This is a genomic window from Anabaena sp. FACHB-595, assembly GCF_048568275.1.
Lineage (GTDB): Bacteria > Cyanobacteriota > Cyanobacteriia > Cyanobacteriales > Nostocaceae > Trichormus.
Genome location: NZ_CP183473.1, coordinates 514,247 through 536,091 on the forward strand (window position 1 = coordinate 514,247; position 21,845 = coordinate 536,091).

The window sequence follows — 21,845 nt, forward strand, 5'->3', positions numbered from 1 at the left end:
AACTATATGTGATTCACTACGTTAATTATACCTGCATAAAAACAGCGATCGCTCTCAGAAATTAGCATACATAAAGTTGTAGTTAAAATAAGTTGTCTTTAACACCACATCTCCTATGCCAAATACGCTATTTTCCCCTTTATTTATACTTGCATTAGGACTTACTCTTACTCAAACTATCGGCTGCACAAATAATCCAGATGATTCCGCCGTTGCCCAAACTTCACCTAAAGCAGAACCTCAAATTGTTGTAGAACCAGGAGAAATCAGGGCTTTACCAGGAAAGTTAGATAACATCCCTGTATTTAACAGTAATAGCCCAGAGTGGGTAAAAACTGAGGGAATTTTGCTGTCTACTTTCCCCACAAATGGTAAAAAAACACCAGCAGCACACCTCAATTTTCCTTTTCAGGGACGGTTTGATTTATTCGCTCACCATTACACCCATACTCCCAAGGATTTACAAACGCTTTACTTGGGGGTCATTGTCAATAATCCTGGGAAAAAACCTGTGACGGTCGATGTCTTGCAAGCAGCCAGTTATCTCATGCAGGATGCACCTTTTGTCACCTTACCCCCCTACATAGAAAATAACGATGGTAAAGCCTACTCAGGGCCAGGGGCTAGGGCTGTTGCTGATGTGCTGCGGGGTGTGCGACAGGCTGATTTTCCTGCTAAGTTGGTGATTCCCCCTGGACAAAGCCGGATGTTGCTAAATCATCCTATTCCTGTGCGGAATTTGGCAAGACCTGTCAATGGTCGATCAAGTTTTTTGCGTTTACGGAGTAGTGATAAAATTTATACAGCCAGTTTGGCTATGTTTGCCAAGAAGAATACTGATGGTTCTGACCGTGCGCCTACTATGGCTGAATGGCAAGCTTTACTCAACAATGGTAACTTTGCAGGGCCACGGGATAAAACGCCTACCCCACCCAATGCTACCAGTGGGGCGTTGATTTATGGGCGCGTAGCTGGTGTTTCTCAAGGTTCCCAATGGCAAGCCATTCTCACTGATAATCCCCAGGCAACTACTCTCACCATACCTCAAGTCGGCAAGGCTATTTCTTATCCTATAGTGACTCTGCGTGGTGGTCGATTAGGTACAGGACAAAGCCAAACCGCTAAGATGCTGGCGCGTTATCCTGATACAGCTTATGAAGCGCATGGTAATTACGGTGTGGAATATAATCTCAACTTGCCCTTGAAGAATAACACTAACCAAACCCAAAAGGTGACTGTTACTTTAGCAACACCGTTAAAGGAAGATAAGTTATCTCAAGGTGGTGTACGCTTTCGTAAACCTTCCCTAGACTTTCCCTTTTTCCGAGGTACAGTCAGGCTACGTTACTTTGATGACCAGGGAAAACAAAAGACGCGTTACGTACATTTATGGCACAGAACCGGACAGGTTTTAGAACCATTAGTACAGTTTGTTATGCCACCATCAACTAGACGCAATGTGCAGGTAGATGTAATTTATCCACCAGATTCCACACCACCCCAGATTTTGACTGTGAGAACTTTGTAGGATGAGAAATTTAAAAGCAATTTAAGCTAGAGACAAAGCACAATTTGCTATTTTTATTGATTGATACTGCCTAATATTGAGTAAAGAATACTTCTCATCATTGCAAATGATGTCTGGAGACAAGAAGCACAACTTCTACCCATTTAGTTAGCTGAATCAATTCGCCCCTGCAACCAAGCCTGTAAATCAGCCACATCGAATCTCGGCGCATGAAAGATGGGGTTGGAAATATATCTCAAAATTATGCGTAGGCTAGGCCTACGCGCAAACTTACTTACCGCCGTAGAAAAAGGCAATGTCTTTTTCTTTCAGGGGTGCAAAGCCTGCTTCTATGAGCAATTGATCAAGTTCTGCTTGAGGAATATGTTTTGCGCCAATACGGATAATGCGCGATCGCATAGTATTAGATACACCACTACGCTGTCTATTGGCTTCCAATGCCATAACTTTGTGATATAGGTCTAGTTTTACAGGGGGAATAGGTGTACCATCAAAATCGATACCTTTAGCGATCGCTTCATCAATAGCATCAGCACCTTTCGTATCAGAATTGGCTACGTTAGTTTCAGCAGTCATGATAATTTATTCTAATTTTATAGGTATATTTTACCAGTCAATTAGATCCCCAGATTTTTAGCTGAAACAGCAATATTACGCCGTGTGCAACTTTCTCTCAAACCTAACCCCCAACCCCTTCCCTGCGAGGGAAGGGGAGCAAGATTCAAAGCCTCTCTCCGCTTCGGGGAGAGGTTTGGAGAGGGGTTTCAAAAATAAGTTGCACATCGCGTAATATTTAAAACCCCCACACCCAAACTCAACAGACAACCTGAGTGCATAAGCCCTAATCAATTACCAATACGCCAAATTCTCATAGTGTTATCTCCACTACCACTAACTAGGTTTGCGCCGTCGGGAGTAAAAGCCACAGTTGTCACAGTATTTTCATGTCCTTCTAGGGTGCGAATTTCCTTACCAGTTTCTAAATTCCACAACTTGATAGTCTGGTCGCGGCTGGCACTGGCGAGGGTGTTACCATCGGGGCTAAAGGCAATTGATGTAATTGTTTCTGTACTACCTTTTAATGTACGGACTCTAGTACCTGCGCCTACCTTCCAAATTTTAATGGTGCGATCGCGGCTGGCACTGGCCAGAGTGTTACCATCTGGATTAAAGGCAATTGATGTGACTGTTTCGCCATTTCCCGCCAGTGTGTGAGTTAAAGTTCCAGTTTCTAAGTTCCAAATTTTCACAGTTTTATCAAAACTGCCACTAGCAATATTCACACCATCGGGACTAATAGCAACGGAACGTACCCAAAATGTATGTCCGGTGAGGGTATTAATCAATCTTCCTGTGTTTAAATTCCAGACCTTAACGGTGTTATCATCACTACCACTAACTAAGGTTTTGCCGTTGGGACTGATGGCGAGGGTATGAACTGCATCGCTATGTCCTGTTATGGTGCGAATTACTTTCCCGGTTTTCAGATTCCAGATTTTGATAGTGTTATCGTCACCACCACTAACTAAGGTTTTCCCATCTGGGCTAAAAACTACAGCATTTACTTTTCTTGAGTGTCCCTTCAAGCTGGAAATATCTTCACCTGTAGCCAACTGCCAAATTTTAATGGTGCGATCGCTACCACAGCTAGCTATGATCTGACCATTAGGACTAATAGCCAGGGAAACAAACGCGTTTTCATCGTCAGGAAGAGTATTAGCCAGAGAAATAGTTCTCAAGGTTGTTTTTTGGGGCTGTGCTAAAACCACTTGACCAGACTTATTTTGAGTTAATCTGGCGGATAAACTGCTGTAAATCTGTAGATACTGGCTAAACCAAGATTCGCTAAAACCAAATAGCAAGACTAAAGCACTAAGCAAGACTACACTTCTTAGCAGGGAATATTTCTTAGGTAGCTTAGATAAATATGTTGTCTGAGGTACAGGGATTTTTCCAGAAGTCTGGCCGGCGGCTGGTAAGGCGAGGGGCTGTTTGGGAGTGATATCTTTAATGACTTCATCAGCCGATGTGTAGCGGTGTTTGAGGTCTTTTTGCAACAGCTTGTCCAGCACAAAATCTAATTCAGGCGTTAAGGGACTGTGTAAATATTGCCGCCAATTGGACACCCAGCTATAACCGTGTTCCATCCACAATTGGAATGGCGAAACGCTAGTTATAAGGTGAAAGCAGGTAGCCCCCAAGGCAAACAAATCACTAGCAGCATAAGCCTTACCATCCCGAATTTGTTCTAGTGGTGAGTAACCATGTGAACCAATTGATGTGCCGAAATTCTGTACCTTGGCGGTTAATTGTTTAGATGAACCAAAGTCAATGAGATTTAAACGCCCATCGGTGCGACACCGGATAATATTTTCGGGTTTGATATCTCGATGAATCACACCGCGATCGTGGATAAACTTAAGAACAGGCAGTAAATCTAGCAAAATTGCTTGAATTTCTCCTGGTCGATAATTCTTACGCTGCTGCAACTCCTTGAGGAGATTTTGCCCATTAATAAACTGCTGCACCAAATATAGGCAGTTATCTTGCTCAAAATAAGCCATCAATGTGGGAATTTGGGGGTGTTCACCAAGTTCTTGTAAGCGCTTGGCTTCCTCAGCAAATAACTCCACAGCTTTTTTTTGCGACCAAGTACCTTGAAATTTCGGTGCTAGTTGCTTAATAACACAAGGTTCATTTAATTTATCTTTATCTTCTGATAAATAAGTTCTGCCAAATCCCCCCTCATCAGAAAGTACTCGAACAACACGAAAACGATTTCTCAAAAGCGGTACTAAGGTAGTACCACAACTTTGACACGACTTTTTTCCATCAGGATTTAATGGATTTAGGCAATCTGGATTTAAGCAGCAGATCATGTTCTGACAGGCGCGGCTGCATGAAAATGTATATGAACTTTGTCCCGAAATTCCCTTGGTGAAGAGTAGCTCTCACATACGTTTGGTAGACGACGCTGGCTGAGGAATTTGGGGCGCTTTTATATCGTAAATCCTGGTAAATGCTAAACAGTCTTGCTTTGTACAGCAAAACTGGGAGAGCTAGATAATTTATTATTCTCCAGATTATAGAATATTCCGAATTGAATTGGGGATTGGGAAGAGGCAGGGGAGCAGGAAGAGAAGTCGCAAGGAGGGTTTCCCTCCGGGCGAACTTCGGGAGCAGGGGGGAAAGATATACTAACCCATGACTTGAGAATTTAAAAGCCATCTGTTAAATCAGTAGGTGTCATGTGGGCATGAACTACTTGACCGTCTTTAAACCATACAATGCGTTTGGTTTGACGAGCAACTTCTGGTTCATGCGTCACCATAACTACAGTAATTCCTCCGCTATTTAACTCGGTAAAAATATCTAATACTTCTTGGGTAGTGCGGGAATCAAGTGCGCCTGTTGGTTCATCTGCTAAGAGGACAACGGGACGATTGACAATGGCACGGGCGATCGCTACTCTTTGTTGTTGTCCACCTGATAATTGAGTAGGTTTGTTGTTGAGACGTTTTTCTAAGCCTACACGAATCAAAGCTTCTGTCGCGCGATCGCGTCTTTCGTTGGGGGTAACATCAGCATAAACCATCGGTAGCATAACGTTTTCTAAAGCCGATAGTTGGGGCAACAAATGGAATTGTTGAAACACAAACCCCAGTTTTCTGTTGCGGATATGTGCCAAATCTTTATCATTCATTTGCGCCACATCCAAACCATCTAAATAATAATGTCCTTCTGTAGGACGATCCAAACAGCCAATAATATTCATCGCTGTGGATTTACCAGAACCCGAAGGCCCCATAATGGAACAATACTCACCCTCATTAATTACCAAATTCACATCATTGAGAGCTTTAACTTCAGTTTCCCCAATACCATAAACCTTAAAAATGCTTTCTAGGCGAATAATTGCTGACTGTGGTACAGGATTAGGAACGAGGGAATCGGTAAGAGAAATTGTGTTTGACATGGTTAATTGGTAATTAATATTTGGTAAATTAACTCTTCCTATTGGGAAGGGGTATTTATATGTGTAAGACTTTTATGTTAGCAATAATACTTTTCAAATAACCTCCACAAATTTCTCCCCAATCCCTAATCCCCAATCCCCAATCCCCAACATAACGTGTTTTCAGTTACAGTTATGCCAGATGCAATTAAGCCACAATGTTGATTAATCAATAGAAGTGCAGCCCTACCTATAAACGATGCTGCTGTCACATGAAACCTCGAATTATTGTTTGTGGCTTAGGACGAACTGGATATAAAATCTTCCGTTTGCTGAGACAGCAGGGTGCGTTTGTAGTAGGTATTCATCACAAACCCATCCCTGGCGAAGCTGGGGGAGATGTAATTATTGGCAATTTACAAACAGCTGCTACCCTAGCAGCAGCAGGGATTCATCAAGCACAAACTTTGGTGATTGCTAGCTCGGATGATGCTGTAAATTTGTCAATTATGATGCAGGCAAGGGTGCTGAATCCGCATATTCGGATTATTAACCGCTTTTACAATATTAATTTAGGCGATCGCCTAGATCAAACTCTGCCAGAACACCTGAGTATGAGTGTGATTGGATTAGCCGCACCGTTATTTACTTTCGCTGCTTTGGGAAATCAAGCAATTGGGCAGATCAAGTTATATGAGCAGACTTGGCCTGTCCAAGAAGAATATATTGATGAAAATCATCCCTGGCTTGGTCGTAAGTTAAGTGAGCTGTGGGAGTGTCCGACACGGATGCCAATTTATTACTTACCTGTGGAAGGGGAGATGAGTTTGGTATCGGCGGTACTGTCTGGACAACATTTAAGAATAGGCGATCGCTTAATCGTGGGTATCCAACCCCGTGTCCGTTCTACTAGACGATCCTTAATCAAAAAATGCCTGAAAGTTCTCACTAGTTTGCGGCAATTTCAACAACATGGACAATCAATAATTGTAGGGGCGATCGTTTTACTGGCGATCGTTATGATTGCCACCCTCACCTATATGTCTACTGAATTGAGCTTATCTATGGTTGATGCGCTCTATTTTTCTGTAGGTATGATTACTGGTGCAGGTGGTAATGACAAGGTAGCAGAAAATGCTCCTAACAGTATCAAATTATTCACTGTGGTTATGATGCTGGTTGGCGCTGTGGTGATTGGTATTTGGTATGCCATGATCACAGATTTTATTCTGGGTACACGCTTCAAGCAATTTTGGGATGCAGCCCGGATTCCCCAGCGTCATCACTATATTGTCTGTGGTTTAAGCGGTGTTGGTAGCAAAATTGTTCAGCAACTCCACACCAGTGGTTATGATGTGGTAGTGATTGAAACTGACTCCAACAATAAATACGTCAACTCTGTACGTGGGTTAGGTATTCCCGTAATTCAAGGCGATGCCAGTTTCCGTACCACCCTCAAAACCAGCAATATAAACTCTGCGTCCGCCGTGCTGGCTGTAACTAATAATGATGCTACTAACCTAGAGATTGCCCTGAAAGCTAAAGGTTTAGCCCCGAAAATTCCCGTAATTGTCCACTATGCCGACCCTGATTTTGCAGGTATAGCACAACAAGTATTTGACTTTGAGGCGGTATTAAGTTCAGCAGAATTGGCAGCGCCGGCCTTTGCGGCGGCGGCTTTGGGCGGACGCATCCTTGGTAACGGCATCACAGCAGATAAACTTTGGGTAGCATTTGCCACTTTAATTACACCGTCACATCCTTTTTGTGGTCATGTGGTTAAAGATATAGCCATGTCGGCTGAGTTCGTGCCTTTATACGTAGAAGCTAATGGTCAAAGGGTTCACGGCTGGAACTTATTAGCAACATACCTGAGCGAAGGTGATGTTTTATATTTAACAATGCCAGCTAATCAGCTATATAAATTGTGGCGCGACGAACGGGCGTGTAATGCCTAGTTTGTGGGATTGGGGAAGGTGGGACACTGTTCCTTCTACCAGTACCCAGTCCCTAATCCCTAAACCTACCTCACTTCCACAACAGCAATCACTTTTTCGTCGCGGTTAAGTTGGAGGATACTTTCACCTTTACCATCCCTGGGCAAAATCGGTACTGTGTCTGTGGGTATCCGTACTACTCGCTCTCTATTGGTAAGTAGTGCCATTTCACCAGAGGTATTTGCCCCTACCATAGCCGCGAGATTGTCGGTTTTGTTGACAAATTTCATGGATTGTGTACCTAAGTCACCCCGATTTGCTGACTTGATTTGATTGACTGGCAAGCGTTTAGCGTATCCTTCTTCGGTGACTAATAATAAATGCTCTGCTTGTGCTGCGTTCACGCAACCAACCATACGCTGATTTCTCAGCAGCCGGAATGCTTGTAAACCCATCGCCGTCCTACCCATAATCGGTAGTTGTTCATCATTGGTGGAGAATCTCAACAATCGTCCCCCGGAACTAGCCAAAATTAGTTGCTGTCCTGGTTTACTAAACTGAGTTAAGAGCAATTCATCATCATCTTTGAGTTTTAAAATCGTCACCCCGCGACGAGTCAAGTTAGTTAATTCTTCCAAAGATAAACGTTTAATTCTCCCCTGCTTAGTTAAAAGAATTAATTGTTGAGCCGCCAAATTTTCGGGCAGTAAAAGGCGGCTGACTACTGGTTCTTGATTACCTTGGGCTGTGCTGGTTAGCATGGTAATCAATGGTGTTCCCCTGGGTGAACGTCCAGTGGTGGGGGGAATATCTCCCACTTTTACAGGGTAGAGTTTACCGCCGTTGGTAAGTATTAATAATTCTTTGTGGGTATCGGTGATGTTGGTTTGGATAATGAAGTCATGCTCTAGCAGACCATTTTCCACCTTAGATTTTTTCCCTGGCTGAATCCGGCGTAAGTATCCCCGATGGGTGATCTCTAAAATCGCTTCTTCCGCAGGCTCTAAAGGTGAAAGATTTTCTGTATCTTCATCTGTTTTGGCAGAACTGTTTTGTTTGTCGGCCTTTTTATTTTTGGGTAGTTCCTCCAAACTTTTAGCGCCTAACTTGGTGCGTCGAGGATCGCCGTATTTTCGTTTGAGCGATCGCAAATCTTTTTTCAGCGCCTTGAGTAATTCTTTGCGATCGCTTAATAACCTATCTAACAAAGTTATCTGTTCGCTCAGTTCGCCAAACTCACGCTGTAAGTTCTGCTGTTCTAAACTGGTGAGGCGACGCAATGGCATGGACAAAATTGCATCTGCTTGGTCTTCACTCAAATCTAGTCGGCTACACAGGGTAACTTTCGCCGTACTTCCATCGGGTGCTTGTCGCAAAATTCCGATGACCTCATCTAATTTAGATAAGGCTTTGAGCAATCCTTCAACTGTATTTAATCTGCTGGCTGCTTTACCCAACTCGTAACTGTAGCGACGATTGAGGGTGTTTTCTCGGAAATTCAAAAACTCCTGTAACAATTGCCGCAAACTTAACTGCCTGGGTTGTCCCTCAACAATAGCCAAAAGAATTGCCCCAAAGTTAGTTTGCAAAGCTGTTTGATGATACAAATGCTGGAGAACTTCTTGGGGATTTGTATCACGTTTGAGTTCAATCACCACCCGCATTCCTTCGCGATCGCTTTCATCCCGCAGATCAGAAATTCCTTGCAGGCGGCCTTGATTGACTAATTCCGCGACTTTTTCAATCCAGCCAGCCTTATTCACCTGATACGGCAATTCAGTCACGATAATTGCCATTCGGCGTTTACTTCCCCTACCGCCAGGAACTTCTTCAACGGTAGCCACACCTCTGAGAACAATACTGCCTTTACCCGTGATATAAGCTTCCCGAATCCCAGCCTCACCAACTATTTCCCCACCTGTCGGAAAGTCTGGCCCCGGTATTAACTCTAATAATTTTTCATCGGCTAAATCTGGTTGGTCGATGAGCGCAATTAAACCATCAACTATTTCTCCTAAATTATGGGGGGGAATATTTGTCGCCATCCCCACCGCAATTCCGGAACAACCATTCAGCAATAAAAACGGTAACTGAGCAGGTAATACTGTCGGCTCTTGTTGGGAGTTATCAAAGTTACCCACAAATTCCACAGTTTCTTCACCAATTTCTGTCAGCATTCCCTCATGACTAATGGGAGCTAGGCGCGTTTCTGTGTAACGCATCGCCGCCGGTGGGTCATTATCGACGCTGCCAAAATTGCCATGTCCACCCAGTAAAGGGTAACGGCTGGAAAAATCCTGCACCAGCCTCACCAAAGCATCATAAACAGCTTGATCGCCATGAGGGTGGTATTTACCCAGCACATCCCCCACCACACGGGCGCATTTCCGGTATGGTCTATCGGGGGTCAAACCAAGTTCGTGCATGGCATATAAAATCCGCCGATGAACTGGCTTTAAGCCATCACGAACATCTGGTAATGCTCGGCCAACAATCACACTCATGGCATATTCAAGATAAGACCGTTGCATCTCTGTGTGCAGGGCTGTTGTGATTACCTGTCCCGTGGAGAGAAGGTTTAACTGTTTTGCCATGAGTTTTTTCCCTGAGATTGAATTACATAAAAGTCGCTTGCACTAAACACGGCAGCAAACACAGCATAACGGATGAAATGGGATTCATAACACAATATTGATGATCACCGGATAAAAAGCCGTAGTATTATCCTTGATGACAGCAAAGCATATTGATACTAAAAAGAAGCTAGACAACTGTGTTTATTCAGATTGTCATCCCATTACCTCTATAAATAAAATTCTCATGAAAACTGTTTTGATTGTCGAAGACGATCTAATTAATGCTCGTGTTTTTTCCAAAATTTTGACCAAGCGCGGTGGCTTAGGCGTGAAACATACTGAAAATGTAGATGAGGTGATGAAAATTGCTCAGTTAGGAGAGGCAGACCTGATTTTGATGGATGTTTCTCTATCTAGGAGTGTTTATCAAGGTAAATCTGTGGATGGGATCAAGATTACACAAATGTTAAAATCTGACCCCCAAACAGCCAACTTACCAGTAATTCTCGTCACAGCACACGCTATGGAAGGCGATCGCGAGAATTTTCTCCGGCTGAGTGGTGCTGATGGCTACATATCTAAGCCTGTTGTAGACCACCAGCAATTCGTTGACCAAATCATAGCTCTCCTCCCCAGTGACAACCACTGAACGCTTCATAAATTTTTTCAGGAACCATCATCTAGTCTTTTTTTGGGTGATGGTTCCCAATTTTATAGTATAAACGTACTACGAAGTATGAGTAATAAGCAAGTGGTTAGGGAAAATAGGGGTGTAAGGGTTTAGGGGTGTAAGGGTTGAAGAGAAATAAATCTCTTCTGCCTAGTTTTACGGCTCCGGGTACTAGCCTCTGCCTTTCTTGATAACTATTTGTACAACTCAGTATATTCAGTGAGTGAACTAAGTTATAAGTTATTAGTTTCACCAATTCCCTACACCCCTAGACCCCCATACCCCTACACCCTTATTTTCACCGTCTAGGAGTAGGCGCGCTTTCTCGCTGCCCTAGAGCTGCTTGAATGCGCGGTAATTCCAAGAATTGTTTCGTATCAGACAATAAGCGATCGCCCCACAAATTCTCTTTGAGAAAATCTATGTTGGCATAGCGCGGATCAATCCGGAGTGCGGCTTCTCCTAAAGATATACCCTGTTGGCGATCGCCTTTGGTGTACAGCGCCACTGCTAGGGCTAGTAATGGTTCTGCGGCTTGTTTATCAATGGAAACAGCAGTTTGCCATCGCTTAATTGCTTCGCTTACGTTACCTTGTTCGTAGTTGATTAAGCCGATGTTGTTAATTGCTGGCCAGAATTTTCTATCTTGAGCTACAGCTTTGTTGTATTGAGCGATCGCGTCTGGCAGTCGTCCTATCATGTAATAGGCGTTTCCTAAATCAAACAATCCATCTGCTTCATTGGGTTTTAATGCCAAACCTGCTTGGTAATGTTCAATAGCTGCTTGATATTTTTTTTGTTGAAAATTAGCCGAGCCTAAAGCAAACAAGACATCAGCATTCTTGGGATTGATTGTTTTTGACCTATTGAGAGATGCGATCGCTCCATCAAAATTTTTAGTTTGCAACTGCAAACCACCCAAGAGAAACCACACTTTATCATTCCCAGGAGCTAACTGGCTAGCCAGTCTTGCTCTTGCTAAAGCCAACTCATACTGCTGGAACTGTCCCAGTTGAGCCGCTTCTTGGGCTAAACTCAACCCTTGCTTTTCCAACTTTGCAGGATCTAGTTGCAATGTATGAGGTATCAATGCCTGTGCATGAGCTGCTTGGGGCATACTCCATAAACCACAGACAACCAGAAGAGAAATTAAACTAACGTGTTTAGGCACACTACCGCCTCTTGAGCCATAAATCAAATAATCTCTCAGCTAGCTTAAACGATCTCCGCCTAAGGCGGCAGGTAAATGTTACAGTCGTTTGCGCGAACAAGGGTTTCCCCGTTTGGGGCAAATGGCATTGCCTACATATACTTAGATATTTTCAATCATCAAATCGGATTCCTATATCCACTTTGAAACTATGTTAGGCATTAGAGAATTATTAACCCCCAAGCAACGCCAATTGCTTACAAACAAGCTACACAATTTTGCTCATTCTCCTCATAATTCTGGTCAATCTGATAACCTCAAATTACGGATAATTAATAATTATTAAGAAATAGCGGCAAAACTTTGCACCTGTTTAATTTCTTGTTTTTTAGGCAATTCTTAACTTATTAAGAGGAGAAAAATAATTTATTTTAGTTTCATGAGTAGGTTAAAAACCAATAATTATTGTGACTATAGTCATATATAAATAAGCAAATATTAGTGACTTTTGTCACTTATGAAATCCAGCCTTCTTGGCTGATAATTGCTCATATAGGTTGGCAAATTCCCAACGCCTGAACCTCAACAAAAAGCAACATCAGCACAAACAAGAAGAAAATATCATGTTGAAAAAAAATCGTGTAACTATCTTTTTAGCTGCTGTCGTTATGTTTGCTCCTATGCTTTTGGCTACTCCTGCCAGTGCTGGAAGCAGATATAACAATAGAGAAGTAAACCAAAGAAGAGCAGTTTACCAAAGACCAGTTTACCAAAGACCAGTTTATCAGCGAGTAGTCAGACTCCGCAATGGTGCTTATAGACTTCCTAATGGGCAAGTTATTCCTGGTAACAGATTAGTCAGGCTACGTAATCAAGGTTATTGGAGACTACCCAACGGCGATATCATTCTTCCTAGTCAAGAAATTGTTCCTGTCAGAAGCGTCGTCAGACTAAGAGATGGTAGGGTTAGGTTACCTAACGGAGTCCTAGTAAGACTTTAGTCAAAGCCTAGAAACTGCCAAAAACAGCTTGACAATTTACTCATTTAACAGTTTGCATCACAATGAGTTGCAGAAGATATATAAATCAATGATTTTGTATCTTCTTTATATAACTAGACATAATAAATACAGGGCTACCAACCTACAGAACTAGTATTGAGTTACTGGTTCTGTAGTAAATTTTTAACCACGGAGTGCAAATGACAACTGAGACAACCCACCCCGTAGATTCACCATTATTGCTGCCACAGACCAAGAAAAAAGCCAAAATTAATTGGCTTTCTTGGCTGATTGTCTTGGGGATTGTGGGTGGTATCGGCTACGCGATTTATTATCAAATCACAGTAGTTCCTCGTCAGCAAGCTAGAAGCAGGGTACTTACACAGGCCGTAGAAAGGCAGACTCTACCAATTACAGTTTCTGCAAATGGAACCGTTAAACCTGAACGGTCAGTCAACCTCAGCCCGAAGAATTCTGGCATACTCAAACAACTGCTAGTGAAGGAAGGTGATGTTGTCAAACAAGGGCAAGTCTTAGCCTACATGGATGATTCCAACTTGCGAGGACAACTGATCTCTGCACAGGGGCAGTTAGCACAAGCACAGGCAAACTTGCAAAAGGTACAAGCGGGGAATCGCCCTCAAGATATCGGACAATCTCAGGCTCAGTTAGATGAAGCATTGGCGAATTTACGCAAGCTAGAAGCAGGCAATAGGCCGCAGGATATTGCTCAAGCCCAAGCACGTTTAAAAAGCGCGCAAGCTAGCTTAACTCAAACAGAAGACGATTTACGCCGTAATCAGCAACTTTATAATGATGGGGCGATCGCTCTACAAGTGGTCAATCAAAAACGTACAGAACGGGACAGCGCTCAAGCCCAAGTCAATGAAGCCCAGCAAGCATTGGCTTTACAACAAGCCGGTTCACGCCAAGAAGACATCGAGCAAGCAAGGGCTACAGTCAGACAGAGACAGGAAGCTTTGGCGCTGCTAAAAGCGGGGAACCGCCGAGAAGATATTGACGCAGCTAGAGCGCAGGTAACATCAGCTCGTGGTTCCCTACAAAATACCCAAGCTCAAATCAACGACACCGTACTTCGTGCGCCATTTGATGGTATTGTGACCCAAAAGTACGCTGATCCAGGTGCTTTCGTCACACCCACAACCTCAGGAAGTGCTGTTTCTTCCGCCACTTCTTCTTCAATTTTGGCGTTAGCTTCACGTAATGAAGTTGTAGCCAATTTATCTGAATCGAATATTGCCAAAATTCGCTTAGGTCAAAAAGTTACAATTACCGCAGATGCCTATCCAGGTAGAACCTTTGAAGGTAAAGTTAGTCAGATTGCTGCTCAAGCCACAGTAGAGCAGAATGTCACCAGTTTTCAAGTCAAAGTATCATTGACAGATCCGCAAAGATTATTGCGATCGGGGATGAATGTGTCAGCAGAATTCCAAGCTGGTCAATTAGATAATGCTTTAGTGGTACCCACAGCCGCAGTTGTGCGCCGGGAAAATGCCACAGGTGTTTTTGTTTCAGGAGCAAACAACCAACCAGTGTTTACTCCGATTAAAACTGGAGCAACTGTTAATAGTTTTACTGAAGTTAAATCTGGCTTGAAAGGTAACGAGAGAGTGCTGCTCAGTTTCCCTCCAGGAATGCGACCCCAATCAACACCAAGAGGAGGAGTTTTTCCAGGGGTAGGCGGTGGTGCTGGTGGTCGTTCTTCCGGTGGTCGTTCCCGTAATGCTGCGCCTTAAGGCAATTCATGAGAGACGTTGTATACAACGTCCGTAAATTATTCCTTCCCCAGTCCCCAATCGCCAATCCCCATTTATGTTTAAGGGTTTTTATAAAAAAAATAATACTCGTACCGTTCCATTTTTAGAAATATTGTTAATGGCGGCTGAGACCCTGTGGAGTAATAAATTACGCACAGGGTTAACTATGTTGGGTGTAATTATCGGTATTGCTTCAGTTATTGCTATCACTTCCGTAGGTCAGGGGGTGCAGAAGAGTGTGGAGCAGCAAATTCAAGCTTTGGGAACAGATGTTATACAAATTTTGGCGGGTGCGCCTAGAAGTGGCAATGTCCGACAGGGTTTAGGTTCTACCAGTACATTAACTTGGGAAGATGCAAAAGCGATCGCCCAACAAGCACCCTCAGCTGAGATTGTTTCTGCTTACCTCCAGCGCAACGCTCAAGTTGTTTATGGTGGGGAGAACACTTCTACCACAATTTACGGCACAGATTTAAACTACCCAGAAGCGAGAAATACTCACCCCCAAGAAGGAAGATATTTTACTCAACAAGAATTGGATTCATCCGCACAAGTTGCAGTGATTGGGCCGACAGTCCAGAGAACACTGTTTGGCCAGGGTGGTACACCCATAGGTGAGAAAATTCGTATTCAAGGAGAGGCTTATGATGTGATTGGAATTACGGAACCAAAGGGTTCTCAAGGCCCGATGGATAGAGATGACCAAATATTTATTCCTCTGACAAGTATGTCAAAGCGGCTGGTGGGAAACAATGCCCTGACTGGCGTTTCGGTAAGTGGCATTTTAGTAAAATCTAGTAATCAGGAACAGTTAGAGGCGGCACAATTTCAAGTTACAAATATCTTACGTTTGCGTCATAATATCTATCCGCCACAAGCCGATGATTTCCGCCTGACTAACCAAGCCGACATTGTGAGTACCTTCACAAACGTAGTGGGTTTATTTACGATTATGGTAGTGGCGATCGCCGGCATTTCCCTAGTTGTTGGTGGTATAGGCATTGCCAATATTATGCTAGTCTCCGTTGTGGAACGAACACGGGAAATCGGCATTCGTAAAGCCGTAGGAGCCACAAATTCAGCTATTCTTAATCAGTTTTTAGCCGAGGCGATCGTCATTTCTATTGTTGGCGGCGGCATAGGTATAGGCGGGGGAATTTTAATTGCTTTTGCTTCTGCTACTATATTCAAATTTCCCTTTGTAATATCTATTATTTCCATTATTGTTGGCTTTGGACTCTCACTCACCGTTGGCTTAATTGCCGGAGTGATTCCCGCTAGAAATGCCTCTAAACTAGACCCTATTACTGCATTACGTAGTGATTAGGAAACACCAAAAAATAAATTATCCCAAATTGACGGTTAGTAGCATCAGTATGAATAATTTGTGGTAAAGCTAAGTATCCTCGCACTGACGCACCCTACATTGTGGATATTTTTTATCTGGAAGCCCCTTAAAAATAAAATTATTGAGTATTACTAATATGACAACAATGATTTGGATGGAATCTATTACTAAAACCTACCAATTAGGAGAAGTCAGCGTTCCTATACTTAAAGGTATTCAACTTGGTATTGAAGAAGGAGAATATGTTTCGATTATGGGTGCGTCAGGTTCTGGTAAATCTACACTCATGAATATTATGGGATGTTTGGATCGTCCTAGTGCCGGACATTATATTTTTGAAGGTAGAAATCTAACTACTTATGATGATGATGAATTAGCCTATATACGCAATCAACGCATAGGTTTTGTATTTCAACAGTTTAATTTACTATCACGGGCGACAGCTTTAGAAAATGTGATGCTACCGATGGTTTACGCTAACTTACCTAAACGCAAACGTCGTGAAAGAGCATTAGAAGCATTAAAAAAAGTAGGATTGGGAGAACGGATTCTCAATCGTCCCAGCCAACTTTCTGGGGGACAACAACAACGAGTGGCTATTGCTCGTGCTTTAGTAAATCGACCAGCTTTAGTTTTAGCTGATGAGCCTACAGGAGCTTTAGACACCGAAACATCTTATGAAGTGATGAGTTTATTGACTGAATTGAATCAACAAGGAATTACGATTGTCATTGTTACCCATGAACCAGATATTGCGGCTCAAACTAAAAGAGTAATTCGAGTTCAAGATGGTTTAATAGTATCAACATAATAACGTTTTTATTTAGTTAGTTATTTGTGGAAATATATGTTATTAATTTTAACTTTTGTAGTGCGTATTCCCAGTGGATTTTCGTAGCGATCGCCATTCTTATCTCTAATTCTTTCATAGCCGCAAATACCCAAATATTTGCGCCATTACAAAATTCACGAAATAACCTGAGTTCGAGATAAGCTGAAAAGCTTATTCTCACCTTGACTAGAACACCTATGCTTTCGTGGAAAGAATAAGAAAATAGCCTTAACCCGAACTGACGTTATTTATGTACCTCACTTAACTGGAAATAGCTATATCGCTTTTATCTGTTTCCTAGCTAAATCATTAACTAACCCCGTCATGTCTATTAGGGTCTTTCTTTTCCTTTTTTTTTCCAGGATCTTTTTTCGGTTTTTTAGTTTCTCTATTACCACTTTTTTTCGACATAATTACTCTCCGATATGAGGATAGGTAAATTAACTACAATGCTGATAATTTCTGTTTGAAGCAAGATTCTTTTACCAAAGAATTTCTCTTCAATCTACAAAATATTCCAAAAATGGAGAAAGCCTTGGCCGGAAAAGAATTCAATCGCAATGGCAGCCAAAAAGCCGATCATTGCTAGACGACCGTTCCAGCTTTCAGATTGATGATTAAAGCCCATGAACCAAGCATTACGTTTACTGACAATCAATTGAGTACCTTTTGTAGTGTCCGATATAATTAATCTGTCAAAATTTTCAAGGTGACTGCCTTACTGCATAGCACCTATTAAATAATCAAAGTAAGTATCAACTTCTGCTCTATCTTCAACTGACATCATGGACGTAGCAACATACTTCATGGCACGGATACTCTCAGCTACAGCCTCAATTGGAGTCCCCAGGGATCTATACATTTCGCGGACACCAATGACCCCAATCTCTTGAATTGGTGTAGAGTCACCAGCCACAATACTGTAAGTAATCAGGCGTAGGTAGTAATCCATATCCCGTAAGCAAGTTGCCGTCATGTCTTGACCGTAGGCATTGCCGCCAGGCGAGACAATATCTGGACGTTTTTGAAATAGTTGATTTGCGGATTGCTTAACAATGCGTTCTCTGTTCTCAGTTAAAGCCTGAACGAGGCGGAGACGACTGGCCGCACTGGCGTTGAATCCTTTGATCTGTGCAAGCTCACCAGGTCTGAAATAGCGGGCTTCAGCATCTGCATTGAGAATCGACTTTATAATCAGACTCATTATTATAGAATAGCCTTCAAAAAATAAGTTTACGTCTGCAAATCTGGGTTTTAACAATCCAGGTCTGCACTATCTATGTCAGAGTCATTTAAAGTCTGATCTGTCAAAACCTACTCTAGTAAAATCTGGTTTGATGAGGCTGATTTTTCCGAAGTCTGCCTACCTAAAATTTTTTCCCCGACTGCATATCGCTGTAAAACTTCGTTGGCATCCATACTGGTTGCCTCACTATGTGTAGCGTCGTCGCTGGTTTCCTCTTACCATTATAGGCTGAGATTCTTCTGCGTGCCATTAATCTAGCTAGTTGCCAACTTTGGATATTGCTTACTGAAGCTTTTACCCAGTAAACCGCAACTATGGATAGCTGGCAAAGATATTTGGCTATGGGAATTGTTTTAATACCTCAGTTCACCCATTTAGGTGAAGGCATACAACTGTACTCAGGACTAAGATTAGGGTAAAACAAGGAACCATATCACTTATTTCACGTCCAAATACTGAATTTAAATAAATATTTACTTCTATATTTCTGAAACTCTTTATTTCTGACCACCCCCCGAAACAAGGTTAATAGGCCGCTACTTATGACTGCGTACATAGAAGTTCCGATGATTGGTAAAGTTAAATATCCGGCGCGCTGGCTGGTGGGACTAGCAGCTATTGGTGTTTTAGTAGTTGGCTCGACCACAACCTACAAGATAGTCCAACAGGGAAATAGTAAGCAAGATGTAACGCAACTAACGGTTCCGGTAGAATCCAAGAATGTGACTATCAGAATTACCGCCAGTGGTAAAGTTGTGCCGGTGCAGAGTGTGAATCTTAGCCCAAAAAACCCTGGTGTGCTGGCGCAGTTATATGTAGAACAAGGCGATCGCGTGGAGCAGGGACAGATCATTGCCCGGATGGATGTAGGTGAGATCGAAGCACAAATTGCTCAACATCGTGCCAATGTAGCCCAAGCCCAAGCCCAGTTAGATGAAGCTAGGGCGGGGAATCGTCCTCAAGAAATTGCTCAGTCTCAAGCGCGTCTAGCCCAAGCCCAAGCTCAATTAGCTGAGTCGGTGGCGGGGAATCGTCCCCAAGAAGTTGCTAAAGCCCAATCTCAAGTTGATGCAGCCCAAGCCAGGGTAAATTACACATCGGAACAGGTAAAACGTTATCAATATCTCTTTAACCAAGGGGCAGAGAGAAAACAATTATTTGATCAAGCCGTCAGTGAAGACAAAAGTGCTAGAGCTAATTTAGCAGAAGCACAAAAGCAATTATCCCTATTGCAAAGTGGGACGCGGAGTGAGGTGATCTCTGCAAAGGAAGCTGCTGTCACCGAAGCACGGGCAGCATTAGTACTTTCACAAGAAGGTAGCCGCCCCGAAGAAATTGCCCAACGTCAAGCAGCTGTGAAAGCAGCCCAAGCACAGCTAGCAGCCGCCCAAGTTAGATTAGCAGATACAATTATTCGCGCCCCCTTCTCTGGCATAGTGACTCAGAAGTACGCCAACGTGGGTGCTTTCGTCACTCCTACAACCTCCGCTTCCACTAGTGCTTCTGCAACTTCTAGTTCCATTGTGGCGTTAGCCAGGGGTGTAGAAATCTTGGCGCAGGTTCCAGAAGCTGACATTGGACGCATTAAACAAGGGCAACAAGTAGAAATTGTGGCAGATGCCTATCCTGACGAAGTTTTTCAAGGGCGTGTACGTTTAATTGCCCCGGAGGCGGTCATAGAACAGGGTGTGACATCCTTTCAAGTGCGGGTAGCTATTGATACGGGAGTAGATAAACTACGGTCTGGCTTAAATGTAGATTTAACTTTCTTGGGCGATCGCGTCAATAATGCTCTGGTATTACCGACAGTTTCCATCGTCACGGAAGACGGGAAAACAGGTGTCTTAGTACCAGATGGCCAAAATAAACCCCAGTTTCGAGAAGTGACCATTGGCGCACAAATCCAAGACCAAACTCAAGTTTTATCTGGCTTGAAAACAGGCGATCGCGTGTTTGTTGACTTACCCCAAGATTACAGAATCCAACAGGCCAAAGAAAAAGCAAATCAATGAACTTCTTAGAAAGTATGCAAATGGCAGGGAAAACCCTGCTGTCCAATAAGCTGCGTAGCGCCCTAACTATGTTGGGCATTGTTATTGGTAATGCCTCAGTCATTGCCATGATTGGGATTGGGGAAGGAGGACAGAGGTTTGTTCAGCAACAGTTAGAGTCACTAGGCCCAAACGTGCTGTTTGTGATTCCAGGGAACCAAGCCACTCAACGCATCTCTAACGAATTACCCAAAACTTTGGTATTAGCAGACGCAGAAGCGATCGCCACCCAAGTACCAACCATCGCCGCCGTGACGGTAGAGTTAAATAGTCGGCAAGTAGTCACCTACAGTAACAGAAATACCAACGTCAATATTATTGGTACAAATCCCAACTTCTTAAGAGTGCGAGATTTTGATGTTGATAGAGGGCGATTTTTTACCGATATAGATATGAAACGCAGCAATCAAGTTGCGGTACTCGGTGCAAAATTAGCCGAAAGACTTTTTGGTAATACAAACCCAGTGGGGCAACAATTACGCATCAAAAATGCCAGCTTTCAAGTTATTGGTGTATTGGAAGCCAAAGGCTCAAATCTTGGTGTCGATTATGATGATGCGGCAATGGTACCAATCATTACCACAGCTAACCGGATTGTGGGGCGTACTTCTCCTTATGGATTAGAGGTAACCTTTATTGTCGCCTCAGCGAAAAATGCCGAGAGTGTAGACGCAGCAGTATTCCAAATTACCAACTTGCTACGACAACGGCACAAAATCACCGATGAAGATGACTTCACCATCCGCACCCAAAAAGATGCCTTGCAGACAGTTGGACAAATCTCCAGTGCATTGACAATTATGTTAGCGGCGATCGCTGGTATATCATTGTTTGTTGGTGGCATTGGCATCATGAATATTATGCTTGTTTCCGTCACTGAGCGCACCCAAGAAATTGGACTCCGCAAAGCCATTGGCGCGACAGAACAAGATATTTTATTGCAATTTATTATTGAATCTGTGATTGTGTCTGCCATTGGTGGCTTAGTGGGGACTGGTGTTGGTGTTGGTGGCATTATGTTAGTGGCAGCCTTAACACCCCTAGAAGCCGCCATTTCTCCTGTAGCCATTGCCACAGCCGTGGGTATTTCTGGGGCGATCGGTTTATTTTTTGGCGTGGTTCCTGCCCGTCGTGCAGCTAAACTTGATCCTATTGTGGCTTTGAGAAGTGCTTAGTATTGGATCAGTTAATCTACAGTTTTCGGCAATAAAAAATGCCTGCATATGCAGACATTTATGAGGCTTTCTGTCACTGTAATCGGCTACAATCATGTTTGAATCATGATGCTTTTATTTTTGCTGATCCAAAATCATAAATCAATCCCACAAAATTATAATTTCAGACATAAATCACTGAATTATATCTTGAATTTTGCATTTTTATTAACATACTATAAAACTAGTATTTGATTTCTGAAATATAAGTAGTGGGCAATGCCTAACACAACCATGATACGGTGGGCATTGCCCACCCTACAGATACTTAGATCATTTCAATAATCAACTCGAATTCCTATATTAGATATGAATTCACTATATTCATTATGAAAGGGATATTTAGATATTTTTTCAGAAAGTTCAGATTATATGCTGTTTCTAAATAATTAAGAATACTCATTTTTTCTGGTTTTTGGTTAGACAAAAATGGGGTATTTACGTCTGCAAAATTTTATATTTCGCCCCAGATTTTAAATTATAAAAGTAGAGGTGGTCAGGTTAATAGCCCCAGAAACTTCCCAGTTCTGGGGTTTTACTTTATCCACAAAGACAAGTA

At 42.8% G+C, this 21,845-nt stretch carries 16 protein-coding genes; 9 read left to right on the plus strand and 7 right to left on the minus strand.

Annotated features, from left to right (window positions below; translation table 11 throughout):
- Window positions 1-115: 115 nt before the first annotated feature.
- Window positions 116-1,528, plus strand: coding sequence for a DUF3370 domain-containing protein (locus ACN222_RS02160; RefSeq protein WP_010994612.1), 1,413 nt, complete (start codon window positions 116-118; stop codon window positions 1,526-1,528).
- Between the two features lie 270 nt (window positions 1,529-1,798).
- Here ACN222_RS02160 and ACN222_RS02165 read toward each other — a convergent pair whose 3' ends face one another.
- From ACN222_RS02165 to ACN222_RS02175, 3 genes are all read right to left on the minus strand, one after another.
- Entirely contained in the window at window positions 1,799-2,104 is a 306-nt protein-coding gene (locus ACN222_RS02165) for a DUF4090 family protein (protein WP_010994613.1), read from the minus strand.
- Window positions 2,105-2,373: 269 nt separating this feature from the next.
- Window positions 2,374-4,407, minus strand: a complete 2,034-nt coding sequence (locus tag ACN222_RS02170) for a serine/threonine-protein kinase (protein WP_010994614.1) — start codon at window positions 4,405-4,407, stop codon at window positions 2,374-2,376.
- Between the two features lie 338 nt (window positions 4,408-4,745).
- Window positions 4,746-5,504 carry an ABC transporter ATP-binding protein gene (locus ACN222_RS02175; RefSeq protein WP_010994615.1) on the minus strand — a complete coding sequence of 253 codons (759 nt, stop codon included), beginning with the start codon at window positions 5,502-5,504 and terminating at the stop codon, window positions 4,746-4,748.
- 251 nt (window positions 5,505-5,755) lie between these two features.
- Here ACN222_RS02175 and ACN222_RS02180 point away from each other — a divergent pair, with 251 nt between their 5' ends.
- Complete coding sequence (locus ACN222_RS02180) at window positions 5,756-7,441, plus strand: NAD-binding protein (RefSeq protein WP_010994616.1); 1,686 nt, start codon at window positions 5,756-5,758, stop codon at window positions 7,439-7,441.
- Between the two features lie 65 nt (window positions 7,442-7,506).
- Here ACN222_RS02180 and gyrA read toward each other — a convergent pair whose 3' ends face one another.
- Window positions 7,507-10,014, minus strand: a complete 2,508-nt coding sequence (gyrA, locus tag ACN222_RS02185; protein WP_010994617.1) for a DNA gyrase subunit A — start codon at window positions 10,012-10,014, stop codon at window positions 7,507-7,509.
- 226 nt (window positions 10,015-10,240) lie between these two features.
- On the opposite strand from gyrA, the gene ACN222_RS02190 reads away from it, so the two are divergent.
- Window positions 10,241-10,645 (plus strand): response regulator, encoded by a 405-nt coding sequence (locus ACN222_RS02190; protein ID WP_010994618.1) that lies wholly within the window; start codon window positions 10,241-10,243, stop codon window positions 10,643-10,645.
- 319 nt (window positions 10,646-10,964) lie between these two features.
- Here the strand turns inward: ACN222_RS02190 and ACN222_RS02195 are convergent, their stop codons facing one another.
- On the minus strand, window positions 10,965-11,837 hold the full coding sequence (locus ACN222_RS02195; protein WP_010994619.1) for a tetratricopeptide repeat protein: 873 nt from the start codon (window positions 11,835-11,837) through the stop codon (window positions 10,965-10,967).
- 602 nt (window positions 11,838-12,439) lie between these two features.
- Here ACN222_RS02195 and ACN222_RS02200 point away from each other — a divergent pair.
- The 4 genes from ACN222_RS02200 (at window position 12,440) to ACN222_RS02215 (ending at window position 16,754) form a co-directional block, all read left to right on the plus strand.
- Complete coding sequence (locus tag ACN222_RS02200) at window positions 12,440-12,817, plus strand: hypothetical protein (RefSeq protein WP_010994620.1); 378 nt, start codon at window positions 12,440-12,442, stop codon at window positions 12,815-12,817.
- A 200-nt stretch (window positions 12,818-13,017) separates the two neighbouring features.
- Window positions 13,018-14,574 carry an efflux RND transporter periplasmic adaptor subunit gene (locus ACN222_RS02205; RefSeq protein WP_044520631.1) on the plus strand — a complete coding sequence of 519 codons (1,557 nt, stop codon included), beginning with the start codon at window positions 13,018-13,020 and terminating at the stop codon, window positions 14,572-14,574.
- A gap of 76 nt (window positions 14,575-14,650) precedes the next feature.
- The gene (locus ACN222_RS02210; RefSeq protein WP_010994622.1) at window positions 14,651-15,922 is read left to right on the plus strand and encodes an ABC transporter permease; all 1,272 of its coding nucleotides are present in this window, start codon (window positions 14,651-14,653) and stop codon (window positions 15,920-15,922) included.
- A gap of 157 nt (window positions 15,923-16,079) precedes the next feature.
- Window positions 16,080-16,754: an ABC transporter ATP-binding protein gene (locus tag ACN222_RS02215; protein WP_044520633.1), complete on the plus strand. Its 675-nt coding sequence runs from the start codon at window positions 16,080-16,082 to the stop codon at window positions 16,752-16,754.
- Window positions 16,755-17,280: 526 nt separating this feature from the next.
- Here ACN222_RS02215 and ACN222_RS02220 read toward each other — a convergent pair.
- Together ACN222_RS02220 and ACN222_RS02225 are read right to left on the minus strand one after the other, a co-directional pair.
- Window positions 17,281-17,460 (minus strand): chlorophyll a/b-binding protein, encoded by a 180-nt coding sequence (locus tag ACN222_RS02220; RefSeq protein ID WP_044520638.1) that lies wholly within the window; start codon window positions 17,458-17,460, stop codon window positions 17,281-17,283.
- A 33-nt stretch (window positions 17,461-17,493) separates the two neighbouring features.
- A complete protein-coding gene (locus tag ACN222_RS02225) occupies window positions 17,494-17,979 on the minus strand; it encodes an allophycocyanin subunit alpha (RefSeq protein WP_010994626.1) in 486 nt (161 codons plus the stop codon).
- Window positions 17,980-18,563: 584 nt separating this feature from the next.
- Here ACN222_RS02225 and ACN222_RS02230 point away from each other — a divergent pair.
- Window positions 18,564-20,033, plus strand: coding sequence for an efflux RND transporter periplasmic adaptor subunit (locus tag ACN222_RS02230; protein WP_010994627.1), 1,470 nt, complete (start codon window positions 18,564-18,566; stop codon window positions 20,031-20,033).
- On the plus strand, window positions 20,030-21,247 hold the full coding sequence (locus tag ACN222_RS02235) for an ABC transporter permease (protein WP_010994628.1): 1,218 nt from the start codon (window positions 20,030-20,032) through the stop codon (window positions 21,245-21,247). The genes ACN222_RS02230 and ACN222_RS02235 overlap by 4 nt, the downstream gene beginning before the upstream one ends.
- The last annotated feature ends 598 nt before the right edge of the window (window positions 21,248-21,845 follow it).